The 26,629-nt window shown below is 31.5% G+C and carries 22 protein-coding genes; 3 read left to right on the forward strand and 19 right to left on the reverse strand.

Translation table 11 applies throughout. The features are described from left to right. Positions 1–101: 101 nt before the first annotated feature. From TR13x_RS04400 to TR13x_RS04450, 11 genes are all read right to left on the reverse strand, one after another. Entirely contained in the window at positions 102–1,538 is a 1,437-nt protein-coding gene (locus tag TR13x_RS04400) for an S-layer homology domain-containing protein (protein WP_054870693.1), read from the reverse strand. Between the two features lie 526 nt (positions 1,539–2,064). Beyond that, the gene (locus TR13x_RS04405; protein WP_054870694.1) at positions 2,065–3,477 is read right to left on the reverse strand and encodes a sigma-54-dependent Fis family transcriptional regulator; all 1,413 of its coding nucleotides are present in this window, start codon (positions 3,475–3,477) and stop codon (positions 2,065–2,067) included. 17 nt (positions 3,478–3,494) lie between these two features. Next, a complete protein-coding gene (locus TR13x_RS04410; RefSeq protein WP_054870695.1) occupies positions 3,495–3,860 on the reverse strand; it encodes a DUF1667 domain-containing protein in 366 nt (121 codons plus the stop codon). Further along, a complete protein-coding gene (locus TR13x_RS04415; protein WP_054870696.1) occupies positions 3,857–5,128 on the reverse strand; it encodes an NAD(P)/FAD-dependent oxidoreductase in 1,272 nt (423 codons plus the stop codon). Before TR13x_RS04415 ends, TR13x_RS04410 begins: the two co-directional genes overlap by 4 nt. Positions 5,129–5,140: 12 nt before the next feature. After that, entirely contained in the window at positions 5,141–6,628 is a 1,488-nt protein-coding gene (locus TR13x_RS04420; RefSeq protein ID WP_082394788.1) for an NAD(P)/FAD-dependent oxidoreductase, read from the reverse strand. 172 nt (positions 6,629–6,800) lie between these two features. After that, a complete protein-coding gene (gene glpK / locus TR13x_RS04425) occupies positions 6,801–8,348 on the reverse strand; it encodes a glycerol kinase GlpK (protein ID WP_054870697.1) in 1,548 nt (515 codons plus the stop codon). 77 nt (positions 8,349–8,425) lie between these two features. Next, the gene (locus TR13x_RS04430) at positions 8,426–8,755 is read right to left on the reverse strand and encodes a Lin0368 family putative glycerol transporter subunit (RefSeq protein ID WP_082394800.1); all 330 of its coding nucleotides are present in this window, start codon (positions 8,753–8,755) and stop codon (positions 8,426–8,428) included. Positions 8,756–8,803: 48 nt separating this feature from the next. After that, a complete protein-coding gene (locus tag TR13x_RS04435) occupies positions 8,804–9,178 on the reverse strand; it encodes a Lin0368 family putative glycerol transporter subunit (protein ID WP_054870699.1) in 375 nt (124 codons plus the stop codon). A 261-nt stretch (positions 9,179–9,439) separates the two neighbouring features. Continuing rightward, the gene (locus tag TR13x_RS04440) at positions 9,440–10,006 is read right to left on the reverse strand and encodes a glycerol-3-phosphate responsive antiterminator (protein ID WP_054870700.1); all 567 of its coding nucleotides are present in this window, start codon (positions 10,004–10,006) and stop codon (positions 9,440–9,442) included. A 166-nt stretch (positions 10,007–10,172) separates the two neighbouring features. After that, positions 10,173–11,900 carry a phospho-sugar mutase gene (locus TR13x_RS04445; RefSeq protein WP_054870701.1) on the reverse strand — a complete coding sequence of 576 codons (1,728 nt, stop codon included), beginning with the start codon at positions 11,898–11,900 and terminating at the stop codon, positions 10,173–10,175. Positions 11,901–11,931: 31 nt separating this feature from the next. Beyond that, positions 11,932–12,783, reverse strand: coding sequence for a sugar phosphate isomerase/epimerase (locus tag TR13x_RS04450; protein ID WP_054870702.1), 852 nt, complete (start codon positions 12,781–12,783; stop codon positions 11,932–11,934). Between the two features lie 329 nt (positions 12,784–13,112). Between TR13x_RS04450 and TR13x_RS04455 the strand changes: the two genes are divergently transcribed. Beyond that, on the forward strand, positions 13,113–14,006 hold the full coding sequence (locus TR13x_RS04455; RefSeq protein WP_054870703.1) for a LysR family transcriptional regulator: 894 nt from the start codon (positions 13,113–13,115) through the stop codon (positions 14,004–14,006). Positions 14,007–14,192: 186 nt separating this feature from the next. Continuing rightward, positions 14,193–15,191: a YeiH family protein gene (locus TR13x_RS04460; RefSeq protein ID WP_054870704.1), complete on the forward strand. Its 999-nt coding sequence runs from the start codon at positions 14,193–14,195 to the stop codon at positions 15,189–15,191. Between the two features lie 105 nt (positions 15,192–15,296). On the opposite strand, the gene TR13x_RS04465 is transcribed toward TR13x_RS04460, so the two are convergent. The 6 genes from TR13x_RS04465 to TR13x_RS04490 form a co-directional block, all read right to left on the reverse strand. Continuing rightward, a complete protein-coding gene (locus TR13x_RS04465) occupies positions 15,297–17,114 on the reverse strand; it encodes an NAD(P)/FAD-dependent oxidoreductase (RefSeq protein ID WP_054870705.1) in 1,818 nt (605 codons plus the stop codon). A gap of 246 nt (positions 17,115–17,360) precedes the next feature. After that, positions 17,361–18,695, reverse strand: a complete 1,335-nt coding sequence (glnA, locus tag TR13x_RS04470; protein ID WP_054870706.1) for a type I glutamate--ammonia ligase — start codon at positions 18,693–18,695, stop codon at positions 17,361–17,363. A gap of 15 nt (positions 18,696–18,710) precedes the next feature. Then, a complete protein-coding gene (gene asnB, locus TR13x_RS04475; RefSeq protein ID WP_054870707.1) occupies positions 18,711–20,558 on the reverse strand; it encodes an asparagine synthase (glutamine-hydrolyzing) in 1,848 nt (615 codons plus the stop codon). 100 nt (positions 20,559–20,658) lie between these two features. Further along, positions 20,659–21,636: a type I phosphomannose isomerase catalytic subunit gene (locus TR13x_RS04480; RefSeq protein ID WP_054870708.1), complete on the reverse strand. Its 978-nt coding sequence runs from the start codon at positions 21,634–21,636 to the stop codon at positions 20,659–20,661. Between the two features lie 45 nt (positions 21,637–21,681). Beyond that, complete coding sequence (gene fabZ / locus TR13x_RS04485) at positions 21,682–22,113, reverse strand: 3-hydroxyacyl-ACP dehydratase FabZ (protein ID WP_054870709.1); 432 nt, start codon at positions 22,111–22,113, stop codon at positions 21,682–21,684. A gap of 116 nt (positions 22,114–22,229) precedes the next feature. After that, positions 22,230–22,937 (reverse strand): hypothetical protein, encoded by a 708-nt coding sequence (locus tag TR13x_RS04490; RefSeq protein ID WP_054870710.1) that lies wholly within the window; start codon positions 22,935–22,937, stop codon positions 22,230–22,232. A 224-nt stretch (positions 22,938–23,161) separates the two neighbouring features. Between TR13x_RS04490 and TR13x_RS04495 the strand changes: the two genes are divergently transcribed. Next, positions 23,162–23,776, forward strand: a complete 615-nt coding sequence (locus tag TR13x_RS04495) for an acetate uptake transporter (protein ID WP_054870711.1) — start codon at positions 23,162–23,164, stop codon at positions 23,774–23,776. Positions 23,777–23,852: 76 nt separating this feature from the next. Here TR13x_RS04495 and TR13x_RS04500 read toward each other — a convergent pair whose 3' ends face one another. Continuing rightward, positions 23,853–25,349 (reverse strand): acetyl-CoA hydrolase/transferase family protein, encoded by a 1,497-nt coding sequence (locus tag TR13x_RS04500; protein WP_054870712.1) that lies wholly within the window; start codon positions 25,347–25,349, stop codon positions 23,853–23,855. A 19-nt stretch (positions 25,350–25,368) separates the two neighbouring features. Beyond that, on the reverse strand, positions 25,369–26,535 hold the full coding sequence (locus TR13x_RS04505) for a M20 family metallopeptidase (protein WP_054870713.1): 1,167 nt from the start codon (positions 26,533–26,535) through the stop codon (positions 25,369–25,371). Positions 26,536–26,629 lie beyond the last annotated feature (94 nt).

Below are 26,629 nucleotides of genomic sequence, written 5' to 3' on the forward strand. Positions count from 1 at the left end.
TTCTGAAATTCTTCATCAAGTTTTCTTAGCTGAAGTTTTATAATTATTCGCTTATATTTTTTTCAGTCTCTATACATTTGAAAATTGTTCGTCGTTAGTTATTAGTTGTCTGCTTTCTGGTTTAAAACTTCTAAAAGCTTAACTATTACTTTTGCTGCACCGCTTCTTGTTAGTGGTTCTTTGGGTTTAAATGTTCCATCTCCTTTACCTAACATAATACCATACTTTCCTGCTACTTTTACTGCTGATATAAACTGTGGGTTAATTTCAGCTAAATCCTTATATGTCAATTCAGCTTCTATATTCTCATCACCTAATATTCTTGCTATCATTAAAGCAGCTTCTTCTCTAGTAATATATCTATCAGGCTTAAAAGTATTATCTTCAAAACCTTCTAAATAACCAGCTTTAGATACAGCTTTCACATAATCTATTGCCCAATTCTTAATACTATCTTTATCCTCATAATTAAGCTCGTAGCCTTCACCTTCAAGCTTAAGTGCTCTAGATATTAAAATAGCCATTTCCTGTCTAGTAATACTCCTATTTGGATAGTATTTTTTATTACTATCTCCATTCACTATACCCATTTCATAAAGCTTAAGAATATAATCCTTTGCCCAAGAATCAGATATATCTTTTAGAGGATATTCTTCTTTTTCACCAATCTTTACTATCCAGTTACCTGCAACCCAACCTTCTAATTCTCCATCCTTTTGTTTAACTCTATACCAAAAATAACCTTCCTTCAAAACAGGGCCTTCTAATACATCTAAAATTGTGCCGCCTGCTACTCGTCCAATCTCTACTCCATTAGGCCCTTTTCTAATTCGTAGAGAATTTTTTACATCAGCTTTTACTATATCTCCTTTTTTATACATCACAATATCGCCATAGTGAAATGGCTGTGGAGTATCAAAATGCTTATTTTTATCTGGAAGTCCATTTTTAGGAAGCAATTTAGGGTCTATAGGTGTTATTTTCTGACCATATTCCTTTTCTGCTACCAAATATATTAATTGCTGATATGTATATTTTTTAGTCCATGTTGGATATCTGTAAGGCACCATATTAGGATTATTACTTTTGCTCCAACCATTATATGCCCACAAAGCAAAATACCAGTTTTCCAAAATATTAGGATTCATATCTCCTATTCTAGGTAGCTTATTTAATGCCATATTCCATTTCATTAATAGAACTTCTGCACCAGCCTCTATATTATAATCAATATCATACTTAAGCCTGTTTGTGTCAAACCATCCATATCTATTATAAATTTGCATAAGCCCGATACTGCCTTTTCTGCCAGTATAAACCGTACCGTCAGGATTATACTGCTGAAAAACACTTTCTACTCTCGCTATCGATTTAAGTATAACTGTTGGAATACCTCTTCTCTTAGCTACTTCTTCTATCTTTTTTTCTAGTACTTCTCTTGGGGGATTTATTCTAGCACCTTGAGCATACCCAAAATCAACAAGAAACATAAATAAGAATAAGATGCTTAAAGTTATCCCCAAAAGCTTCTTATGCATCTTAAAAGCCTCCCATACTAAATAAATTTTAAATGCTAAATTTTAAATGTTAAATATATTATTAAGTTGACAGTTGACAGTGTACAGAGAACAGTTCTTGTCTTTTCTTCCCTGTTACTAGTTCTCTGTAATCCTCTGTAGCGTAGAATTAATTCTACGCTACAGTTAATTGTCGAAAAGCGAAAAACGAATGACGAACAGCTAACTATTTTAATTTTAGCTGAAAGCTGATAGCTGTCAGCCACTAGTTTTTAATCTGTCAACTGTTCCCTGTCCTCTAATCCCTGTACCAAGTACCCAGCACCCAGTACCCAATATATATTTTATCCAAAAACTATATGAGACAAAAGTCCCAAAAATAATGCACATGATTATCTTTGACTAATATTTATCATTTTAAACATTTTTAAGTTGTTAGTCAATTCTATCCACAAGTAAGTTTTTTAATAACTTTATTAATACAAAAAGATACAAGATGCAAATATTAGTATCATTATTTTTATGCATCTTGTATCTATAAATAATTTTAATCTACAATATTGTATTTTCTAGCTTTATAGGCTACAGTCTTGTGAGTTATACCCAAAGCTTTACCTGCAGAATTAAAACTTTTGAATTTTTCCAAAGCTAATTTTATTATTTCCTTTTCATATTCTTCAAAAGTTGGAAATTCTCCATTGCTTTTCAAATTAATAAGTCTAGAATTTTCATAATTTACTTTATTAATAAAATAAATATTAGTTATATTACTTGGTAAATCATTTATTTCAATAACACTTTTATCAGATAAAGCTATTAATCGTTCAATTACATTTTCAAGCTCCCTAATATTTCCTGACCAATCATAATTATATAAGCAATCTTTAGCTTCTTTACTTAATTTAATAACTTTTTTGCCTAATTTATCGGATATTTTATCAATAAAATAGTCTATCAATAAAGGTATATCTTCCCTTCGTTCCTTTAATGATGGTAAATAAATTGGAATTACATTCAATCTGTAATATAAATCTTCTCTAAATTCACCATTGTATACCATCTCTTCTAAATTTCGATTTGTTGCAGCTATAATTCTTACATCAGTTTTTATAGTTTGCATTCCTCCAATTCTTTCAAACTCCCTCTCTTGTAAAACCCTTAATAATTTAACCTGCATTTCTTTTGGTAAATCTCCAATTTCATCTAAAAAAACCGTTCCACCATCAGCCCGTTCAAATTTGCCAATTTTTAATCTAACAGCTCCAGTAAAAGCCCCTTGTTCATGCCCAAACAGTTCAGATTCCAGTAAATTTGACGGAATTGCTCCACAATTTACTGCTACAAAAGGTTTATTCGATCTATTACTACTATAATGTATTGCTCTAGCAACTAATTCCTTCCCAGTTCCACTCTCTCCTCTTAAAAGAACAGTAGAAGAAATTTCAGATGCTTTTTGTGCAATTAACAAAGCTTCTTTTATTTGTCTGCTTTCACCTATTATCTTTTTAAACGGTTCTTGCAATTTAATATTATAATCAAATGACAAATCTTGAATCTTATTAGTAGATTTACCTTCTCTATTAACGTTATCATTTTTTATTTTTCTATATATAACTATAACCCCTTTGAATTTATTTTCTATGTGTCTAGGCCATGCAGCTACTTCAACATGTACCTCATCTGGAAAGTAAACGAGTACACCTCTAGTATATTTTTTTATGCTAAAACAGTTAAGTACAATGTTATCTATGTTAACTTTATAGATATTTGTTCCCTCTTTAATATGCTTATCAGTTGAAAAATATTGTTTATATGAATTATTTATATACTCAATATAGCCAAATTCATCTATTATACATATACCTTCCGATAAGTTATCAAACAGTGAAGAATAAATTAAATCACTATAATTATCTTTAAATCTGGACATATTCTTCTCGTCTAATTTTACAATTCTCACATCGTTCCCCCCAGCATTTATTCCATGTCTCTGCTAGCTAATACATCTACTCCTGTTCCCAATATATTTTTAATAACTATATCTCCTATTTTTATAGGTGCAGTTACTTCTACCTTATTTATTTCGGTCATGCATTCAAATATCTTATCTTTAGGAACTGGTTTGTTTGTCCTTACCGGCAATCTACTCAAATGAGCATTTTTAATCTTAACTGTAGAAGTTAATATTCTTTTTGGATTAGTAATTTCTTCTACTGCATACTCTTGCCCTCTTTTACACTGGTTACCTGTTACTTTAAATCCTAAAGAATTTTTTTCATCTTTTTCTACCTCTAGATGACATCCAATAGGGCAAACGATGCAAATCATCTCTTTTTTAGTCATCTATCACCCTCCTCCTTTAATATCTCTACAGTTATATCTGATAATCCTTTTCCTTTTAACTGATTAATATTTACTGTGATTTTTTCCATTTCACTAGGTGCTAAACGTCTCTTTTTTAGTTCTTTAATAATAGTATTATTTGACCTAACTATCATCCTTACATTTTTATAAACATCATTTACTCTCATAAATAAGTTTACGGAATCTTGTATGTTCTCAAGTCTTATCATGTGTGGAACAATATATCTTATTCCATTACCTGGATTAGTTTTAAGTATATCTCCACTATCATACAACTCTCCTTTTATATACTTAGCTGCATTTTTTCCTGCCCGTCTGCTTTCATCTGTAACATAGTCTACTAAATCGTGAACATGTAGTACATTACCACATGCAAATATTCCTGCAACAGTAGTTTCCATAGATTCATTTACTATTGGACCACCAGTAATTGGATTTAATTTTATACCTGCTTTCTTTGACAGTTCATTTTCAGGTATTAAGCCAACAGATAATAACAAAGTATCGCACTCAAAATATTTCTCTGTACCTGGTATTGGCTTTCTATTTTCATCAACTCTAGATACAACTACGCCTTCAACCCTGTCTTTACCTCTTATTTCGGTAACTGTATGACTTAGCATTAATGGTATGTCATAATCTTCTAAACACTGTACAATATTTCTTGTAAGTCCTCCAGAATAAGCCATAATTTCAGCGACACCAATAACTTGTGCTCCTTCAAGGGTAAGTCTTCTAGCCATTATAAGCCCAATATCACCTGAACCTAATATAAAAACCTTTTTACCAACCATATAACCCTCTATATTTATAAACCTTTGGGCTGTTCCGGCTGTAAATATACCAGAAGGTCTAGTCCCAGGAATAGCTAAAGCTCCTCTAGTTCTCTCTCTACATCCCATAGCTAATATAACTGCTTTTGCTTTTATAATCATAAAGCCATCTTCTGAATTTATTGCCTTAACAATTTTGTCTTCGCTAATATCTAAAACCATAGTGTTTAGCTTATAATCTATTTCCATCTTCATTAACTCTTTAATAAACCTATCTGCGTATTCTGGACCGGTTAATTCCTCATTAAACTCATGGAGTCCAAAGCCATTATGTATACACTGTTGTAATATTCCGCCCAATTCACGGTCCCTTTCTATAAGTAAAATACTATCTACACCATTCTTCTTTGCTTCTATCGCTGCTGCTAAACCAGCTGGCCCTCCACCAATCACAACGATATCATAGCTTAACATTACTTCACCCCCTTAATTTTCATCAATTGAAGTTGCAACCAACTCATCAGCTGCATGTTCTCCTAAACCTTTATTAGTATTTCCTACTAATATATACGAATTTGGACTATCCTTAACTATTTCTGAAATGTCTTTACCTAATTCTCTAGCTAATATTTCCATAACTCTTGGGCTGCAGAAACCTCCTTGACACCTTCCTGTTCCAGGTCTAACTCTCTTTTTGATCCCATCTACAGTAGTAGCTCCAACTTTTCTTCTAATAGCATCGACAATCTCACCTTCTGTTATATTTTCACATCTACAAATTATTCTTCCAAACTTAGGATCTTTTCTTATTAATTCTGCTTTTTCATCAGCACTTAATTTTTCAAACCTTATCATCCTTCTTCTTATTGGATTAAAATCCTCTTTTGCTTCAAATCCACCATTTATATCACTTAGTAATTCTACGACATATTCTGCTATAGCTGGTGAAGCTGATAAACCTGGTGACTTTATTCCTGCAACATTAATAAAACCTCTTGCTTCTTTAGACTCCTCAACTATGAAATCACCAGTACTAGGTTCTGCCCTTAATCCTGCAAATGTAGTTATAACTTTTTTAAATGGAATGTTCTTTGAAGTTTTCAAAGCCGTTTCTCTTACATATTGAAGTCTATCAGCTGTTGTATCTAACCTCTCTTTATCATTTAAATCTTCAGCGTCCGGTCCTATTATTAAATTGCCATGAACTGTTGGAGCAACCAAAACTCCTTTTCCAAGTTTTGTTGGACACTGAAATATAACTCTATTCACAAAATTACCTGCGCTTTTATCCAGTATAAAATATTGACCTCTTCTAGGTTTTATCTTAAAATATGGACTAGCTACCATATTATTTATTTTATCTGCATATAATCCGGCACAATTCACAACATATTTAGTATCTATCACTTCTCTCTTAGTAAAAATCCTATATCCATAGTCAGTCTTATTAATATTATGAACTTCACTATTTAACAATATCTCAACTCCATTTTCTACTGCATTTTCTGCTAAAGCTATAGCTAACTCCCACGGTCCAATAATTCCACAAGTTGGTGCATACAAAGCACCTACAATATCATTATTTAAATTAGGTTCCATTTTTCTAACTTGTTCTCCATTTATTATCTCTATATTGGGTATACCATTTTTTAAACCTCTATCATAAAGCTCTTTAATCATGTTCATATTTTCATCATTAAAAGCAACAACTAGTGAACCAATCCTTTTAAATTCAACATCTAATTCTTCACATATCTTATCAAACATAGGATTTCCTTTAGAATTAAACTTTGCCATATTAGTTCCTGGTTCTGCATCATATCCAGCATGTATTATTGCACTGTTTGCCTTTGTAGTCCCATTTGCAACATCGTTATCTTTTTCTATAAGAACAATATTAAGTTTATATCTTGATAACTCTCTTGCTATAAACGTACCTATTACTCCAGCCCCTATAACTGCAACATCATACATTCATAACCCCCCTTTTTTTGATAAATAGATTAAAAAAGCCGCACTAAGCTAAACCTATCACTCCATAGGCCTGCTTGTGCGGCTCTCCATTTCTCTAGCGCCAAATATTCACTTGTAACCAAATTATATCATTTGTGTTGCATCTTGTCAAAACGTTTGCCAAATTTATATATTAATCTTCATCTGATGCAGCTACTTCGCTAATAGCTAATTCTTCCTTTTCCATTTCTTCCCACTTAAGTGCTCTATTTACAGCCTTTTTCCATCCTGCATATAATTTTTCTTTGATTAGTTCATCCATATTTGGTTCAAATGTTCTATCAACCTTCCACTTCTTAGCTATTTCTTCTTTACTTTCCCAGAATCCTACAGCAAGACCAGCTAAATATGCAGCACCTAAAGCTGTAGTTTCTGTAACTTCAGGTCTGTGTACAGGTACTCCTAATATGTCAGACTGGAATTGCATTAGGAAATCGTTCGCAACAGCTCCACCATCAACCTTTAATGATTGTAAATCTATGCGTGAATCCTCTTGCATAGCTTCTAATACATCTCTAGTTTGATATGCTATTGACTCTAATGCAGCCCTTATTATGTGGTTCTTATTTGCTCCTCTAGTTAAACCTACTATTGTTCCTCTTGCATACATATCCCAGTATGGAGCTCCTAAACCAACAAATGCAGGTACTACGTATACACCATTATTGTCCTTAACTTTAGTCGCAAAGTACTCACTGTCCTTTGCTTCATATATTAACCTTAACTCGTCCCTTAACCATTGAACTACTGCTCCAGCAATGAAAATACTTCCTTCTAATGCATATTCAACTTTACCATCAACTCCCCAAGCAATTGTTGTAAGTAGCCCTTTATTAGAAGGAACCATATTTTCTCCAGTATTCATTAACATAAAGCATCCAGTTCCATAAGTATTCTTAGCCATACCTGGCTCAAAACAAGTCTGACCAAATAATGCAGCCTGTTGATCACCAGCTATACCAGCTATAGGAATCTCTATTTCACCAAAGATATTAGGACTAGTATATCCATAAATTTCACTAGATGGTTTAACCTCAGGAAGCATTGAAGCAGGTATTCCAAGCTCATTTAAAATCTTCTCGTCCCACTTTAGCTCTTTTATATTATAAAGCATAGTCCTTGAAGCATTAGAATAATCAGTTACATGTACTTTACCTTTAGTTAAATTCCAAACTAACCAAGTATCAATATTTCCAAATAACAATTCTCCTTTTTCAGCCTTTTCTCTTGCACCTTCTACATTGTCAAGTATCCACTTAACCTTAGTACCAGAAAAATATGCATCTACAACAAGACCTGTGTTCTTTCTTATATAATCCTCTAAACCTCTTGCCTTCAAATCATCACATATACTAGCAGTTCTTCTACACTGCCAAACTATAGCATTATATATAGGTCTACCAGTATTTTTATCCCAAACTACAGTTGTCTCTCTTTGATTTGTTATACCTATTGCTGCAACTTCCTCTGGATTTACTCCAGCTGTTCCTAATACCTCTTTAGCCACACCAATTTGAGTACCCCATATTTCCATTGGGTCATGCTCTACCCAACCTGCTTTCGGATATATTTGTGTGAACTCTTTTTGAGCTACCTTAACTATCCTTCCATCATGATCGAATAATATGGCTCTCGAACTAGTAGTACCTTGATCTAAGGCTAAAATGTATTTTTTATCCATTTATTTCCCCCCTGTCTATTAATAACTAATTAAAACTTTAGAACAAAATCTTTGAATGGAATATAATTTCCTATGAATTATAAAAAAGTTGAAAGTATAAAACCTCCTAGTATACCACCTATTATTGCAAAAATTATATTAGGCACTGACTTACCGAAACTATCTCCTGCAACTGCAGAAGCTGCTAATAAACCCGCTGCTGCGCCAAAAGCTTGATCAACCCACGCACCACCAGATTGGAATATTAAACCAACACCATGAGTTAAAGTCCAAGTAGTACCAACTATGAACCCAGCTGCCATCCATCCACCTATAGGTCCCCAGTTTTCAACCATCTTACCCCATAGTAGTCTAATTAGAAATGGAAATATAAAACCACCAGCAAAAGTTGATATCATTAATGGCATAGTCACCTTACTTGCCCCCCTTCTTTATATTAATTACGTAGATTTTCTTTAGGCCATTTCTTCTTCTTTCTCACTATTCTTATCTGCCAAATATTGTTCTAGTTTAACTGCTGCAATACCACCAGCTATTCCTCCTAGAAGCACTACTGCCAATGTTGGTAAAGATTCAATCGCTGCTTGACCACCCTTCATAAATACATCTCTCATAAAACCTGCAACACCAATACCTAGAGCCATATCTACCCAAGCACCTTCGTTATTGTGGATTCCCACATAGTGATTTAAATACCACATAGTTCCTATTATAATCAAACCTGCGAACCATCCTCCAGCTATACCATATGCTTGAACAAATGCTCCCCATACACTCATAACAAAAATACCTGCTATAGCAGCGCCAAGTATTGTACCTAAATGTTTCATCTTTTTCACCTCCTCCTTTTATCATAATTAAAAGTTATTTAATTAGTATTGCAATTTTCATGCCAATTATAGTTTTTGATTTTTCAGACTTTTCTGACTATGATTTTTTATTTCTTGATATTTTTTTATAATCTTAATCAAATAGTTGCTGTATGTTGATAAAAATTACCAAGCTCTACACTTATAACATTAATATTAAAATTATTATTATTAAAAATTATACTGAGTTATAAAACTAATTTTTTAAAGTATTTGTTATAACTACATGTACCAAATTTCTTCTTTGCTTGTTGACACACCAACAGCTCCTGCATTTAAACTTTTAATCACATCTTCTTTTTCCTTGATTAAACCGCCTGTTATAATAGGTAAACGAGTTTGCCTATGTATTTCTCGTGTAATCTTAGGCATAATGCCAGGCAATATTTCTACAGCATCTGGTTTGGTAGAAAGTACAGACCTTATTCCCGTTTCTAATGACAATGAATCCAGTATAAATAACCTCTGGATTGTAAATATTCCTAAATTTTTAGCAAATTTAATAAGATTACTTTTTGTTGTAATTATACCGTCAGGCTTTATGTTTTCATTAATATACTTCAAAGCTACAATATCTTTTGAAAAGCCTTCCATTAGGTCTAAATGAATATATATGCTCATTTCTTTACTTCTAACCTTATCGACTATTTTCTTTAAATTAAAGATGTCTCCTGTTAGCAAAAAAATAACCTCACATGGTGAGTCTATCGCCATATCAAGTTTTTCTATAGTATTTACTGCTGCAATTATAGGATTCCTAAGTACTTTGGTAAAAAACACATTTTCCATCCCTCATCCCCCATTTATAACCAATTTATATAATTAGTTATTAGACAATAAAATCCTAATTCCTCTATAATTCACTATATGTCCAACAAAAATACTTTATACTAATAAAATAGTCCCCACACCAAATTCATTAAAAGAAAGATAGAGAAAATACCTCTCTATCTCTCTATCTTACTATATTTTCAATTTTGCCTAATATTTCTTCTTTAATAGCCTTAAGCTTATTTTCTGCCTCCATTTTATCTTTTCCATTAGCTGAGAAGTATATTTTTAACTTTGGTTCTGTACCAGAAGGTCTTAATGCATACCATGATTCGTCATCAAATATAAACTTTAAAACATTTGATTTTGGAAGTAATATATCTTCACTGCTGTCTTTAATGTAATTAAAGCTTTTAGAAGCCTTATAATCATTAAATACTTTTAAGTTAAGCTTGCCTATTTTAGTTGGATAATTTTTTCTAAAGCTCTCCATGACCTCTTCTATCTTTTTCTTTCCTTCAATACCTTCTAATTTAATAGAGTGTAAGTCTTCTATATAGTACCCATATCTTTCATATAAATTAATTAAAGCTTCGTAAAGTGACATTCCTTTACTCTTATAATATGCTGCCATTTCACAAATAAGCATAGAAGCTATAACTGCATCTTTATCTCTTACAAAAGAACCAGTCAAATATCCAAAGCTCTCTTCATAACCAAATATGAAGTTCTTATCTCTATTTTCTTCAAATTCCTTAATCTTTTCACCTATGAATTTAAATCCTGTCAAAGTATCTATAGTTTCTACATCATAATGTTTAGCTATCACTCTACCTAATTCACTTGTAACTATAGTCTTAACCATTACACTATTTTCAGGTAAAATCTCCTTTTCTGTCATTGAATTCAATATGTAATCTAAAAGTAGTGCACCAGTTTGATTTCCACTTAATACTTTATATTCTCCTTCTTTATTTTTAACCACAACTCCAACTCTATCGCAATCTGGATCTGTTCCTAATATAATATCAGAATCTACCTTTTCTCCTAATTCAATAGCCAGTTTAAATGCATTTGGATCCTCTGGATTTGGATACTCTACAGTTGAAAAATTAGGATCTGGCTGTTCTTGGCTTTCAACAACAAATACATTTATGTATCCTAACTCTTTTAGTACTCTTCTTACAGGCATATTTCCAGTACCATGTAATGGAGTATAAACTATTCTTATATTTTTATCGATATCGTCTCTAACACTTAAATCTTTAACCTTGTTTATATACTCTTTATCAATTTCTTCTCCAATAATATTTAATAACCCATTATTTAGTGCTTCTTCTTTACTTATAATCTTTATCATTGAAAAATCAGTAACTTCATTAACTTTCTTTATTATCTTATCAGCTAGACTAGGTACTATCTGTCCTCCATCTTCCCAATAAACCTTATATCCATTATACTCTGGTGGATTGTGGCTAGCAGTAATAACAATTCCAGCAGAAGCTTTTAGATACCTAACTGCAAAGGATAATTCAGGTGTCGGTCTTAAATCCTCAAATAAATATGCTTTAATACCATTTGCAGCCAATACTAGTGCAGCCGTTTGAGCAAATTCTCTTGACTTATGTCTTGAGTCATGAGCTATTACTACCCCTCTTTTTACATATTCACTTCCATTTTCAACAATAAAATTAGCTAATCCTTGGGTAGCCTTAGATACAGTATATTTATTTATTCTATTAGTACCTGCACCAATCTTCCCTCTAAGTCCTCCAGTACCAAATTCTAAATCTTTATAAAACCTATCTTCTATTTCTTCTACATTATCCTTAATTGATAATAATTCATCTTTTGTTTCTTTATCAAAGTACTCATTATTTAACCAAAACTCATACTTCTCCTTAAAATCCATCTTCATCACCCCGTATTTTATTGTTAAATCCTTAGACTGTATCTATGGTTTCCTTATCCTTTTTCGTATTATTATAGACTAACTCATTCACCCAGTCAATTCCTTCCTGAACGTATTTTAAATCTAAATATTTGAAGTCAGGTTCAAAAATTATAGGAATATCATCATTCCAAGCATAAATAAATTCTATAGTTTTTTGAATATCAATCCAGCCATCATTTGGATTTTGATTAGGATGAACTGGTATGTGACCATATTTAGAAACATCACTAAAACCTCTAGTATTCCACAAATGTATAAGCCTAATATAAGGTAGTATTTTTTCTAGTTCTTCAAAGTAATCCATATCATTTATCTGACAGGATAGATACAAATGACCAACATCTAAACATATTCCTAAATTTTCGTGATCTTTTATAATATCTATCCAATCCTCTATTCTATAAAATAAATCATTATACCCTACATATTCTAAAAGGATTGGTAGATCATATTCTTCACTTAATTCACTAAGTTTTAAAGCACTCTCATGTGCTGTCTTTTTTATACTATCTGGACTTCCAACATTACTAGTTACAAAATGGATTACAACTTCACTCGTTGGAAGACTTTTTGCCATAGATAAATTTGTCTTTAGTATCTCAAAAGTAGCATCTCTCAACCTTTTATTATCACTTACATAGTAGGTGACAGTAGGGTCTGACTGGTGAAATACAGGAGCATGATAAGTTACCTTTAAAGGAAACTTTCTAGAAAACTTCAAAAGTGCAGTTATCTCTTTAGCTCCTGAGAATTTATGGCACAATTGAACTCTCTTAAAGTTATGCTTAGCTATATAATCTATACCAACGTTATGAATAGAAATTCCTATTTGCGGATTCATGGATTTCCTCCTCGTAAATTTCTACATATTCTATTGTACTATAAATATAATCATTTATAAGAAAAAAGTTCATTGTATACATCATATTATTCTATACATATTTACCATTTTCCTGCTTGATGAGCTAAAATTTGGTTTTAAAATCAAGTTTTATCTAATTTATAAACAGAATCACTTCTGATTTTCTTTTAGTCTCACTTACAAACTTCTTGAAGAACAAATACTATTCATATAGCCATATATGTTATCATTAAATTATAAGCATATTAAATATAAAAACCCATTTTGCAAAAACTAATGTAGTAAATACATATAGAGGAGAGAAAATCATGAACGAAAGAAAGCTGAGAATATTTTATGAAGTAGCGGTAAAACTTAATATGACAGAAGTAGCAAAAAAACTGTACATGAGCCAACCCGCCGTTAGCCAGACCATAAAAGAAATTGAAGAAGAATTCGGTGTAAAATTTTTTGACAGGATAGGTAGAAAACTTTACTTAACCTATGAGGGAAAGATATTTTTAAATTATGTAAGAAGAATATTGAATTTGTATGATGAATGTTCAAAAACAATTAAAGACATTAAAGGACTTAAAAAAGGCAAACTTAAAATAGGCGCAAGCACAACTATTGGCATATATATACTTACAGATATAATAGGAAAGTTCACCAAAAAACATAAAGAAGTAGATACCTCTATTACCATTGAAAATACTAAAATTATCACAGATATGGTTTTAGAAAATAAAATAGATTTTGCTTTTGTAGAAGGCCCAGTTTACTCAGATGAAATAATAGTAGAAAATTTTTGTAATGATGAGCTAGTTTTTATAACCCCTCCTGACCATCCCTGGTCAAAACTAAAAAGTATAGATATAAAAAAAATAGGAGAAGAAAAAATAATAATGAGAGAACAGGGCAGTGGTACAAGAGAAATTGTAGAAAATGTTTTAAATGCCAATGGTGTTCATTATAAAGTAGATTTTGAACTGGGTAATATAGAAGCTATTAAAAAAGCCGTTGAAGCCGGTCTTGGAATTTCATGTATATCCAAAAGGTGCATAAAAAAGGAAGTAGAAGACGGAAGACTTGCAGTTATACGACTAAAAGGAATTAAGATAATTAGAAAACTTAACCTTATATATCATAAAGATAAGTATTTATCTAATCTTTTTAATGAATTTATAAATTTTGCAAAAAAAGAAACTGTTGCAATCGACTGATTTTAACTAATGTTCAATTTGCAGATTTCTCAACTTAAAATATCTCGCTAAAATTAATATTATTTTTGCCTAATGTATAAGTTAATACTTATGATATGTATATAATAATATTATTTTACTTAGATAACAAATGCCTGTAAAATATGAATTGTGCTACGTCAAAATTTATATCTAGGAGGGCATTTTATGAACGTTAAAAAGTATTTAAACGGGGTATTGGTTGTAGGAATAATTACAATTTCTTCATTTTTTATTCAAGAAATTTCTTTTATAGAGAGGTTAAATTTAAGCTCCCTTATTATCGCCATATTACTTGGTGCATTAATTAAAAATACCATAGGCATTAAAGAAAATATGAAACCCGGGATTAAATTTTGTGCTAAAAAGGTTTTAAAACTAGCTATTATATTTTTAGGATTTAAATTGAGTATTTCTCAAATTACAAAAATAGGGCCTAAAGCCATTATACTTATATTCATTGTTTGTACTGCTACAATGATTTTTACAAAATACCTTGGTAAAAAATTCAACATACCTGCAAAACGTTCAATCTTGATAGGAAGTGGAATATCTATATGTGGAGCTTCTGCAGTAGCTGCAGTAAATGCAGTTACAAAGTCCGATGAAAAAGATGCAGCCTTTGCTATAGGTATCGTTACAGTTTTTGGTACTCTATTTATGTTCATGTATCCTATAATATTTAAAATTTTAGACATGAGTACATCTTTCTATACATTATGGACAGGAAGCTCTATACATGAGGTGGCACAAGTTGTTGCTGCAGGATTTGCCGTATCTAATGATGCTGGAACTTATGCCACTTTAGTAAAGCTAACAAGGGTTTTATATATAATCCCTGTTACAATCTATCTAAGTATAAAATATATGAAAGAAAGTAACAGTGAAAAATTCAGTCTTAAAAATGTATCAGTACCCTGGTTCGTATTTATGTTTTTAGCAGTAGTAATCATTAATTCGTTTATTTCTATTCCGTCTAATATATTAACAGGACTAATTACTTTAGATAATTACCTTATGACAGCTGCAATGGCTGGATTAGGTCTTGAACTTAGCATAAGTGATATGAAAAAAATTGGAATTAAACCTTTATATCTTGGAACAATTGCCTCTCTATTTATATCTATACTAAGTGCAGTAGTTATAAAATTAATGGGTCTAGCATAAAAAATAGCGGATTTTATCCGCTATTTTTTATGTGCTTTATATTTATTTACTAACGATATTTAACTAATATATCTGAAAAAATTTGTATATTACCCTTCTCATCTTTTAAAGCTTTAATGAAAGTTCTGCACCCTCTCTTATAGCTTCTACAGCTGATGCTACCTCTTTACAATCACCAATAAAAAGATATTTATCATCATCTATTAACTCTTTAAATGTAGCATCAGGTTTATTCCCTGTAGCTACAACGATATCATCAAATTCCTGTATCTTTTCAACTCCATCTAAATTATATGATAATTTTTTATCAGATATATGATTTATTTTGGCTTTTGTAATTATATTTACATTAAGTTTTTTAAGCCTATTTATGATTAATTTTCTTATCATCGGAAATATTCCATCTCCTACTTCATCTTTTGCTTCCAATATCGTTATATTCTTACCTTTTTGGGCAAGGAATTCTGCTGTTTCAAGTCCTGTTAAACCGCCACCAATCACCATAATATCTTGACCTTGCGGCAATTTACCCGCTAAAACATCAATGGCCCAATAAAAAGCATCCATATTTACATTAATATTTACAGGAACAGACCCTGTTGCAATTACAACTTTATCATGGGGTAAATCTTTTATTTCTTCGATAGTCATTTTCCTGTTTAAATGAATATTAACATTATATTTCCTCAAATCCCTTTCTAAATATTCTATAACTTTGCCTATTTCTTCTTTATGTGGTGGTATTTTTGCTACATTTAACTGACCTCCAAGTTTATCTTCTTTTTCAAATAATTCAACCTTATGGCCCTTTTTTGCTAGATATTTAGCTGCAGACATACCTGCAGGTCCACCACCTATTACAGCTATATTCAAAGACTTGTCAGTTTTGACCTGGAATTCTAATTCTCTGCCAACTTCAGGGTTCATCAAACATGAAACAGATAACCCTTTTAAAATATATGCTAGACATGCTTGATTGCAATGTATACAATACCTTATGTCTTCATTGTTACCTTCTTTAAGTTTAGCAATGCAATCAGGATCTCCTATTAAACCTCTTGCAATTCCAATAAAATCAGCTACATTGTCCTTTAGTATTTTTTCCCAATCGTTAGCATAACCAAGTTTATTTGCAGCTATTATTGGTATATTAACATTATCTTTTATTCTCTTTATAAGTTCTAATAAAGGCTTATCATCTAGTCCCATAGGTGATATATGGTATTCTGCTGTTGCTCCAACTCCTGCTGAAATATTAAGCCCATCAGCACCATTTTCCTCAAGCATTTTTGATAACTTTATACTTTCTTCAATATTAAATCCGTCAGAAGTAAAATCACTGGCATTAATCCTACAAATAACCGTAATGTCAGGAACATATTCTTTAACTTTCCGTAATATTTCAAGGGCAAATTTAGCTCTTCCTTCAAAGGTTCCACCATATTCATCTGTTCTTTTATTTGTATTAGGTGATAAAAATTGATTTACAAACCAGCCATGGGCAAAATGAAGTTCTACAAGGTCAAAACCTGCTTTTTTTGACCTTACTGCAGCGTTTGCAAAATCTTCAATAAATCCTTCTATCTTATCTTTAGTAAAATCGACAGGTTTATATTTTGGATTGTGCATAGCAAGCTGTATTCCCGTTTTTGCCCCGTTTTTTTGTAGTAAATAAGACAACTTCTTAAGACCATCTATCTTATTGTCATCATCTATACCGAGCTGATTTACGAAGAATTTACCAAATTTATTTACATAACTTGCTTCTACAATAACCAATGAAACATCTTTTGACCTTCTGTTATAATATTCCATTTCTCTGCCGCTAACAAATCCATCCTGCGCTAAATTTGTTACTGTTGGCAACATTACAAATCTGTTTTTCAATTCGAGATTCCCTATTTTCCCTTTACTAAATAACATTTACATCTCTCCTTTCTATATAACATTTTAAAACTTATTGTTATATTAGTAAAATAATATGATATTATAAAACATATAAGTGAATACTTATAAAGTGTATAATACCCTCCTTTAGACAGAAAAATTCCTTTTCTTGGCATAAAACTAAAACAACCAAGAAAGGAATGTTTTTTCAAAAAATAAGAGCACCAAAACGATGCTCTTATTTTATTAAAAATTTATTTTTCATATAAATATATCTCTAAATTAAAACTTTGTAAGGTATTTTTCTATCTCCCATTGTGAAACATAAGCCTTATATTCATTCCATTCAAGTGTAACAGCTTCTACAAATCTACTATAAATATGTTTTCCCAAAGCTGATTTTATTATCTCATTCTTAGAAAGTTCATCTAGAGCATCCATAATATTTGACGGCAAGCTAGCTATTTCTTTCTTTACTCTCTCTTCTTGGTCCATATTATAAATGTTGCTGTTAACTGCTTTAGGAGGCTCAATTTTATTCTTTATACCATCTAAACCAGCTTTTAGAATAACCGCTAAAGCTAAATAAGGATTTGCAGATGGGTCAGGACTTCTAAGTTCAAATCTTGTAGAATTACCCCTTTTTGCTGGAACTCTTACAAGAGGACTTCTGTTACTAGTTGACCATGCAACATAGACTGGAGCTTCATATCCAGGAACTAATCTTTTATACGAATTAATAGTAGGATTAGTTATAGCTGTAAATGCTTTAGCATGTCTTAATATACCTCCAAGAAAATAATATGCTTCTTTAGAGAGCTGAAGCTCATCATTTTCATCATAAAAAACATTTTTACCATCTAAAGTAAAAAGTGACATATTAGTATGCATACCTGAGCCATTTATTCCATATATGGGTTTAGGCATAAATGTTGCGTGAAGCCCATGACGCTGAGCAATTATTCTTACTACCATCTTAAAAGTCATAATATTATCAGCTGTTGTTAGTGCATTATCATATTTAAAATCAATTTCATGCTGTCCAGGGGCCACCTCATGATGAGAAGCTTCTATTTCAAATCCCATTTGTTTTAGAGTTAAAACCATATCTCTTCGTGCATTCTCTCCTAAATCTACTGGTGCAAGGTCAAAATACCCTGCATTATCATGGGTTATGAGAGTTGGTTTACCCTTTTGATCTGTATGGAAAAGGAAAAACTCACACTCAGGACCTACATTAAATGTATATCCCATTTTTTCTGCTTCTCTTAATACCTTTTTCAGCGTATTCCTTGGACAGCCTTCAAACGGATTTCCATCTTTATCGTACACATCACATATAAATCTTGCTTCCTTAGTCTTAGTTACCCATGGAAAAACCACAAATGTTGAAGGGTCAGGCTTTAGATACATATCAGATTCTTCAATTCTTACAAATCCATCTATAGAAGAACCATCAAACATTATTTCATCATTCAAAGCTTCTTCTAACTGTTCTATAGTAATAGCTACACTTTTTAAAACTCCAAAAATATCAGTAAATTGAAGATGAATAAATTCTACGCCTAACTCTCTAGCCTTTTCAAGTACATATTGTCTGTCATAGTCATGACTCATAATAATCCCCCTTTCCTACTTTGCAACATACCTCACATTATATTCTCTCATCCAATAATCTATTTGGATTAAATATGCAATTAATTGAGGACCTGTCATCAACTGACCAAACCAAGGCTTTTTAAATGATTTCCCTTCTGTTTCCACTATTTCAGTAACCTTATCTACATCGATAAATTGTAAAATAGGAGATTTTTTATCCTGTAGGATTTCTCTCATCCACTCTTGTACTGCTTTTGAATAAGCAGGATTATGAGTTTTAGGATACGGACTTTTTCTTCTCAATAAAATATCATCAGGTAAAATTCCCTTTAAAGCCCTTCTTAAAAGTCCTTTCTCTATTCCATCACAGTATTTCATTTTCCAAGGAATATTAAATGCATATTCTACAAGTCTGTAATCCGCAAATGGAACTCTAACCTCTAAACTGTTAGCCATACTCATACGGTCCTTTCTATTAAGCAGTGTAATCATAAACCATTTAATATTTAAGTAGAAAAGCTCTCTCATTCGATGTTCTTCTTGAGTTTCTCCTTCAAGCCTTGGTACTTGCTTTAATGTGTCTTCATATCTTTGTGCAACATACTCTTCTAAAGGTAGTTTTCTAAATTCTTTAGACATAATACCTTTACGCTCTTTAATAGATTTAGACCATGGAAAAGTATTAGCATTAATATCTTCTGCCCTTCTATACCATGGATAACCTCCAAATACCTCATCAGCACATTCTCCAGAAAGAGCTACTGTAGCCTCTCTTTTTACTTCTTTGCAAAATAAATATAAAGATGAGTCTATATCTGCCATACCAGGTAAATCATTTGCTTTCACTGCTTCTTTTAAAGCTGATGCTAATTGTAAATTGTCTATCACTACGTTATGATGATTACTGCCAATAAACTCCGACATTTTTTTAACCCATATACTATCTGAATTGGGCTGATATTCATTAGGTCTAAAATATATATTGTTATCTGTATAATCTATTGAAAATGTATTTAACCTTCCTCTCCCCTGTTTTTTGAACGTATTAGCCACAATAGCTGAAATAGCACTTGAATCTAATCCTCCTGATAGGAAAGTACAAACAGGAACATCAGATATTGTTTGCCTTTCTATTGCATCTATCAAAAGAGTTCTTGTATGTTCTACTGTTGTATCTAAATTCTCTATATGAGGTTTGCACTCTAATTTCCAATATTCTTTTAACTTTATGCCGAAAAAATTAAACATTAAATAGTGAGCTGGAGGAATTTCTTTTACATCTTTAAAGACACCATTACCTAAAGATCTTGCAGGTCCTAAGCCAAAGATTTCCATCAATCCTTCATTATCTATAATTGGTTCTACTAAAGGATGTTCTAATAGTGCCTTTATCTCTGAAGCAAAAAGTAGAGAATCATCTTTAAATGCATAAAATAGAGGTTTTACCCCAAGAGGGTCTCTAGCTAAGAACAACTGCTTATTTTTTTCATCCCATATACCAAATGCAAAAATACCATTAATATACTTTAAGCAATCTGCTCCCCACTCAATATATGAAACCAATAAAACCTCAGTATCAGAATATGATTTAAAATGATATCCTTTTGCTTGTAGTTTTTTTCTAACTTCATCTGTATTGTATAATTCTCCATTATATACGATTGTATATTTGTTGTCTCCTAATTGTCTTATCATTGGTTGAGCTCCACCTTCAGGATCTATTACTATTAGACGGCGATGCCCTAATAAAGCATTTTCAGATATATATATGCCAAAATCATCTGGACCTCTATTAACTAGAGTATTAGTCATTTTTTTGATAAGTTCTCTCTCTTTTATAAGGCTTCTTTTGATATTTACCCATCCGGCAATTCCACACATAATCTTCACCCCTCGCAATTGAATTTCATTATCATTTAGTAATTATTTTATGTAATTTAACTGAAAATGTTACAATAAAAAAGGGGCTTTCAGCCCCCTATTAACGCTTTACTACTTCTAATACTTCTTTTTCTACCTTTTCTACATCTGGAACATAACTTTTTAAAACCTTCATTCTGCCACTAAATTTATATTCGCCTAAACTTGCTGGTATAAGTAAACTATCTCCTTTTTTAATCTTCTCTATACCATCTTTGTATATAATTTCTCCTTCTCCTTCTACGCAAGTAAATATGAAAAATCTTTCTTCATCACTGCATTCTTCAAATGAATCAAAAACATCATATAATTCAAGTGAAAAATCTTTGCATAAACAGTAATATGTTTTAGTATATCCTTCTCTTTCTATTTTAAGCCCTTCACTTCTTCTACCTTCTAAACTTAAATCTACTACATCTAATGCCTTATCGATATGTAGTTCTCTACCTCTGTTGTAGTCATATACTCTATAAGTTGTATCGCTATTTTGCTGAATTTCTGCAATTATTACACCTTCGCCAATTGCATGTATTAGTCCACTTTTTACAAAATATACATCACCTTTTTTTACAGGTATTCTATTTAAATATTTATCAAGCTCACCAGTTTCAATAGCTTTTCTAAACTCATGCTTAGTACAGTCCTTTGTTCCCACTACTAAATTTGCCCCTTCAAAAGCTTCAACAACATACCACACTTCTGTTTTACCCATTTCGCCTTCAACCTTCATACCATACTCATCATCTGGATGAACTTGAACAGAAAGCTTGTCTCTAGCATTAATAAACTTTATTAATAATGGGAACCATTCTTCAGATATCTTAGTACCAATAATCTCAGAACCTTTAAGTTTTATTAATTCATCGAGTTTCATACCTTTAAACTCACCATTTGAAACTACACTCATACCATTTTTATGACAAGCTACATCCCAGCTTTCACCTATATTGCCATCTGGCAAATTATCTCTGAAATTTTCTAAATCTCTTCCTCCCCATATTTTTTCAAAATAGATATTTTCAAACTTCAATGGATACATATGCCTTAGCTCCTCCCATCTAAATTAATGTAATTAAACTTAGGATTATTCATTATCCACTAGACCAAACATCAATGTTCCCTTACAAGCTACTTCATCACCTACATAGGCAACTGCTTCTGCTTTGCCTATACCTCTTCTTAACGCAATAAGCTCAACTTCCATTCTCAATGTATCTCCTGGTTTTACCTGTTTTTTAAATCTAACCTTATCTATTCCTGTAAATACGGCTAATTTATCCTTGTTTTCCTCAAGACTTAACACTGCTACTGCCCCAACCTGAGCCATAGCTTCCACAATAAGTACTCCTGGCATTATAGGATTACCTGGAAAGTGTCCTTGAAAGAAAGGTTCATTTATAGTTACATTTTTTATTCCTACTGCCTTTTTACCTTCTTCTATTTCGATAATCTTATCAACTAAAAGAAAGGGATATCTATGTGGAATAATTTTTTGAATATCAATATTTGTAAGCATCAGTATTCCCTCCTTAATATCTTCTAGCATCTATTTTATTATAACATATATAAGAATTATAAATCTTTTTTAAAATAAATAATAAATAAACAAAGACAACGAGTTCAGTTCGTTGTCTATTTCATGTATTTATCATAAAGTTTATTTATGAATTCTATTTCTTGCTCTGAAAATCTAGAACTTGTTAGTTCCATAATTTTTTCTTTTTCCTCTTTGGTTAATCCATCATTTAGCATATCTTTTAACATACTAATATCTGATGGAGTCAGTTTAGACAAAATAAGCTTTAATGCTTCAATTTCACCATCTAATAATGCTGAATTTTCAATAATACTTATTAAATCCTGAAATATAGCTAAACTTTCTACAACATCGTTATTTTCTTCTTTCTGAGTATTTATTTCTTTCTCAACTACATTCTCATTTTTCTCTTTTGCAAATTCTTCATTTATTTTTTCTTTAGTATCTTTCTTTTTAGTATCTTCATTAACAACATTTTTATCTTTAGTAATTGTATCTACGTTTTTAATGCTTTCTGCTGATTTCTCTTCTTTCTCTTCTGTTACTTTCTTATTCTGTTGCTTTACAACTGCGTCCTTGAAGTCATTATTATCATCAAGTTTCTTAACAGATTTATCCACAGCATCTGTCTGAGTATTCTTAATATTATCCACATTTTGTCCACTACTGTTATCAATTTGCATATCTTTTATAATATCATACAAATCTACCCTTTCTTTTTCTTGTACCTTTAAATCTAACGAATTATATGTAATTCCTAAAATTAACATTATTACAGCTAATAATGTCCAAATTTTCCTCATCTTATCCACTCCAAATCTAGTTTAATCTTGTATTTTTATTTTGCTCAACCTTAATAACTTTATACTCAAAATAAAATCAGAGGCAACAAGCTAAATTTATTGCCTCCATCTTAATCATTCGTCGATTTTCGACATAAAACCTTGACTTTTGACTAATATTTTAGTAAATTAATGTAGAAATTGTCTTTTTACATTAACAAGAAAAAATGTATAGGAGGATGAAAATGAGTAATAATCAAACACAGAATGTGAAAATCACTAATGCAGACCCTTCAGCTGTCGGTTTATTAGGACTTGCACTAGTAACTCTTGTAGCTTCATCACAAAAGCTTGGACTTACAAGTGGTGTATCTTTTATAGTTCCTTGGGCTATTTTCTTAGGCGCATTTGCTCAATTATTTGCTTGTATCAATGATTCTAAACGTAATAATATTTTCGGTACTACAGCTTTTGGTGGATATGCATTCTTTTGGTTTTCAGTAGCAGCTTCTTGGATGATTAAGTTAGGAGTTTTCGGCGAAAAAATGGCAGCAAATGCAGATGTTAAGCAACTTGGATTTGCTTTTGTTGGATATCTTATTTTTTCTATTTATATGACAATCGGTTCAATGGAAACTAATAAAGTATTGTTTATTATCTTCGTATTAATAGATCTTCTATTTATAGGTCTGTCATTAAGTACATTTGGTATAGCTGCTGAAGCTACTCACAAGCTTGCTGCTTATTCAGAGTTCTTAATATCAATATTTTCATTCTATGGTTCTGCAGCAGTAGTTTTAAATGGACATTTCGGAAAAGAATTTTTACCAGTTGGAAAGCCATTTGGTATATTTAAATAACTATAGAGATAGGGGTCAGGCTTGAAATATTTCCTTTCTCAAATGGAAATATTTCAAGCCTGACCCCGTCTTAGTTTTATTTCATACTGCCTGTTTCTATATATCTTTGATGCCAGGATAAGGCTTCTTTTAAAATAATAGGTGTATGTAAGTTGCCTCCTTTTAAAGCTCTTTTGAAATAATCATTGAGCATATCTTTATAATCAGGATGAACACATTTTTCTATAATTAATTTAGCTCTCTCTCTGGGACATAATCCACGTAAATCTGCTAATCCCTGCTCTGTTATTATTACATCGACATCATGCTCTGTATGATCACAATGTGATACCATCGGAACAATTGCTGATATATCTCCACTTTTTGCTATAGATTGTGTTGTAAAAATCGAAATATATGCATTTCTTGTAAAATCACCTGAGCCCCCAATTCCATTCATCATTTTACACCCTAATATATTAGTTGAATTAACATTTCCAAATATATCAACCTCAATAGCAGTATTTATTGCAATAACTCCTAATCTTCTTATAACTTCTGGGTTATTACTGATTTCTTGAGGTCTTAAAATAACTTTATTTTTATATTTTTTAATATTGTTATAAAATTTAACTAAACCTTTTTCAGATGGTGTTAAAGACGTACCTGATGCTATTTTCACTTTGTCAGCATCAATTAAATCTAAAACTGAATCTTGAATAACTTCTGTATAAAATTCTAAATTTTCAAATCTAGATTTTAACAAACCAGCCAGTACAGCATTAGCAACTGAACCTACCCCTGATTGTAAAGGCAACATTTCTTTTGGTATCCTTCCAAATTTTATCTCTTCTTCTAAAAAAGATATTAGATTATCTGCCATTTTTTTGCTTACTTCATCAACTTCAGCTAAAGGTCTTACATTATCTTTAATATCTGTAATAACTATTGCCTCTATTTTTTCCTTTTCTAAAGGTATATAGTTAAACCCTATTCTATCATCTGCCTTTGTAATTGGAATAGGCTGCCTAAAAGGTGGCTTTCGAATTAAGTATATATCGTGCATACCCTCTAATTCTAAAGGCTGGCTTGTATTTATTTCAACTATAATTTTTTCGGCTTTTTGTACAATTGTTGGCGTTATTCCTACAGATGTCGAAGGTATAATGTAACCTTCTTCTGTAATACCTACAGCCTCTATTATTGCTAAATCAATTTTACCTAAAAAGTCATAATTAATATATTGTGGAAGATGACTTAGATGCATATCAATAAATTTAATTTTACCTAAGTTTATTCCTTCTCTACAATCTTTTTGGGTTTGGTACGGTAGTCTTTTGTGTATTATTCCTAATTTAGCCAATTCTCCATCTAATTCATCTCCTACCGATGCACCTGTTATTAAATTAACTTTTAAATCCTCTTTTGTATCTTTAACCCTTTTAGCTAATGCCAAAGGAACTGCTTTTGGATAACCAGAAGGTGTAAAACCACTCGTAGCTATGGTCATACCATTTTTGATAAGAAGTGCAGCTTCTTCTGCAGTAGTAACTTTTTTTAATAATTCTTTATCCCTTATTCTGCTTTCAAGCATTGTTTCACCTCATCTAAAATTAATTACTTCTTGTTTTTTCAAATTCTTCTTTAATCGCTTTTAGTAGATTTTTATCCTTTATCACTTCTATTGCTGTTAATACTAATGCCCCTATTGTCTTGCACATTTCTTCATACGCTTTCGAAGTAATAGTTGCATCTGCAAATTCTTTTGTATGAGCTACCAATTCTCTGTCTGTAATTGCAAAATACGGATGTATTGTAGGGCAAACATGGCTAACATTTCCTATATCTAATGAACCATAACTTTCTCTAGATTCATATATATTTTCTACCCCCATAGCCATAAGTTTTTCACAATAAATATTAGATAATGTATTATTTGTAACCAAATCATCATAAGATGCCTCATAATTACTTATTTCTAACTGTGCTCCAGCTGCTAAAGCTGCACCCATTGCACAATTTTTTACTTTAGAGCTTAATTCTTTTAAATATGACTTAGTTGAAGCTCTTACATAAAACTGTGCAATAGCTAATTCTGGTACAATATTTGCCGCTCTACCTCCTTCTACGATTATACCATGTATTCTAGCATCTGATCTAATATGCTGCCTTAAAGCATTTATATTATTAAATGTATTTATTGCTGCATCAAGTGCATTAATCCCCTTATCTGGATATGCTGCTGCATGAGCTGATCTCCCTTTAAATGTAAATTGTATTGCCTCCATAGCAAGAGAAGTCCCACTTTTATAATGCTTATCTGCTGGATGTGCTAACATAGCAATATCTACTTCATCAAAAGCTCCTTTGTCTGCCATATGCACCTTTGCTCCACTAGTTTCTTCTGCTGGAGTTCCAAATACAACGACTTTACCTCCTATATTAGAGAGAAATTTGCTTAAAACTATTCCTGCACCTGTACTTATTGTACCTAACAGATTATGTCCGCAGCCGTGTCCTATATCTGGCAAAGCATCGTATTCACATAGATATGCAATTGTAGGACCTTTAATTTCACTAGTAAATTCTGCCCTAAAAGCTGTTTTTATTCCCATATATTCTTCCTCTACATTAAAGCCATGTTTTTTCAAAAGCTTAACATGAGCCTTACTAGATTTAAACTCTTCATAGCCTAATTCAGGATTTTTATAAATATATTCACTTAATTCGATAAGCTCCTTTTTTAGCTCGTTTATCTGTCTTAAAACAATATCCTTCATATTAATTCCTCCAATAATTATCGTCATTGGTCATTCGCTATTCGTCAAATAAACAAAATCTTCGATTCAAATAAATTAAGGAATAATAGACAGG

Source organism: Caloranaerobacter sp. TR13 (assembly GCF_001316435.1).
Lineage (GTDB): Bacteria > Bacillota > Clostridia > Tissierellales > Thermohalobacteraceae > Caloranaerobacter.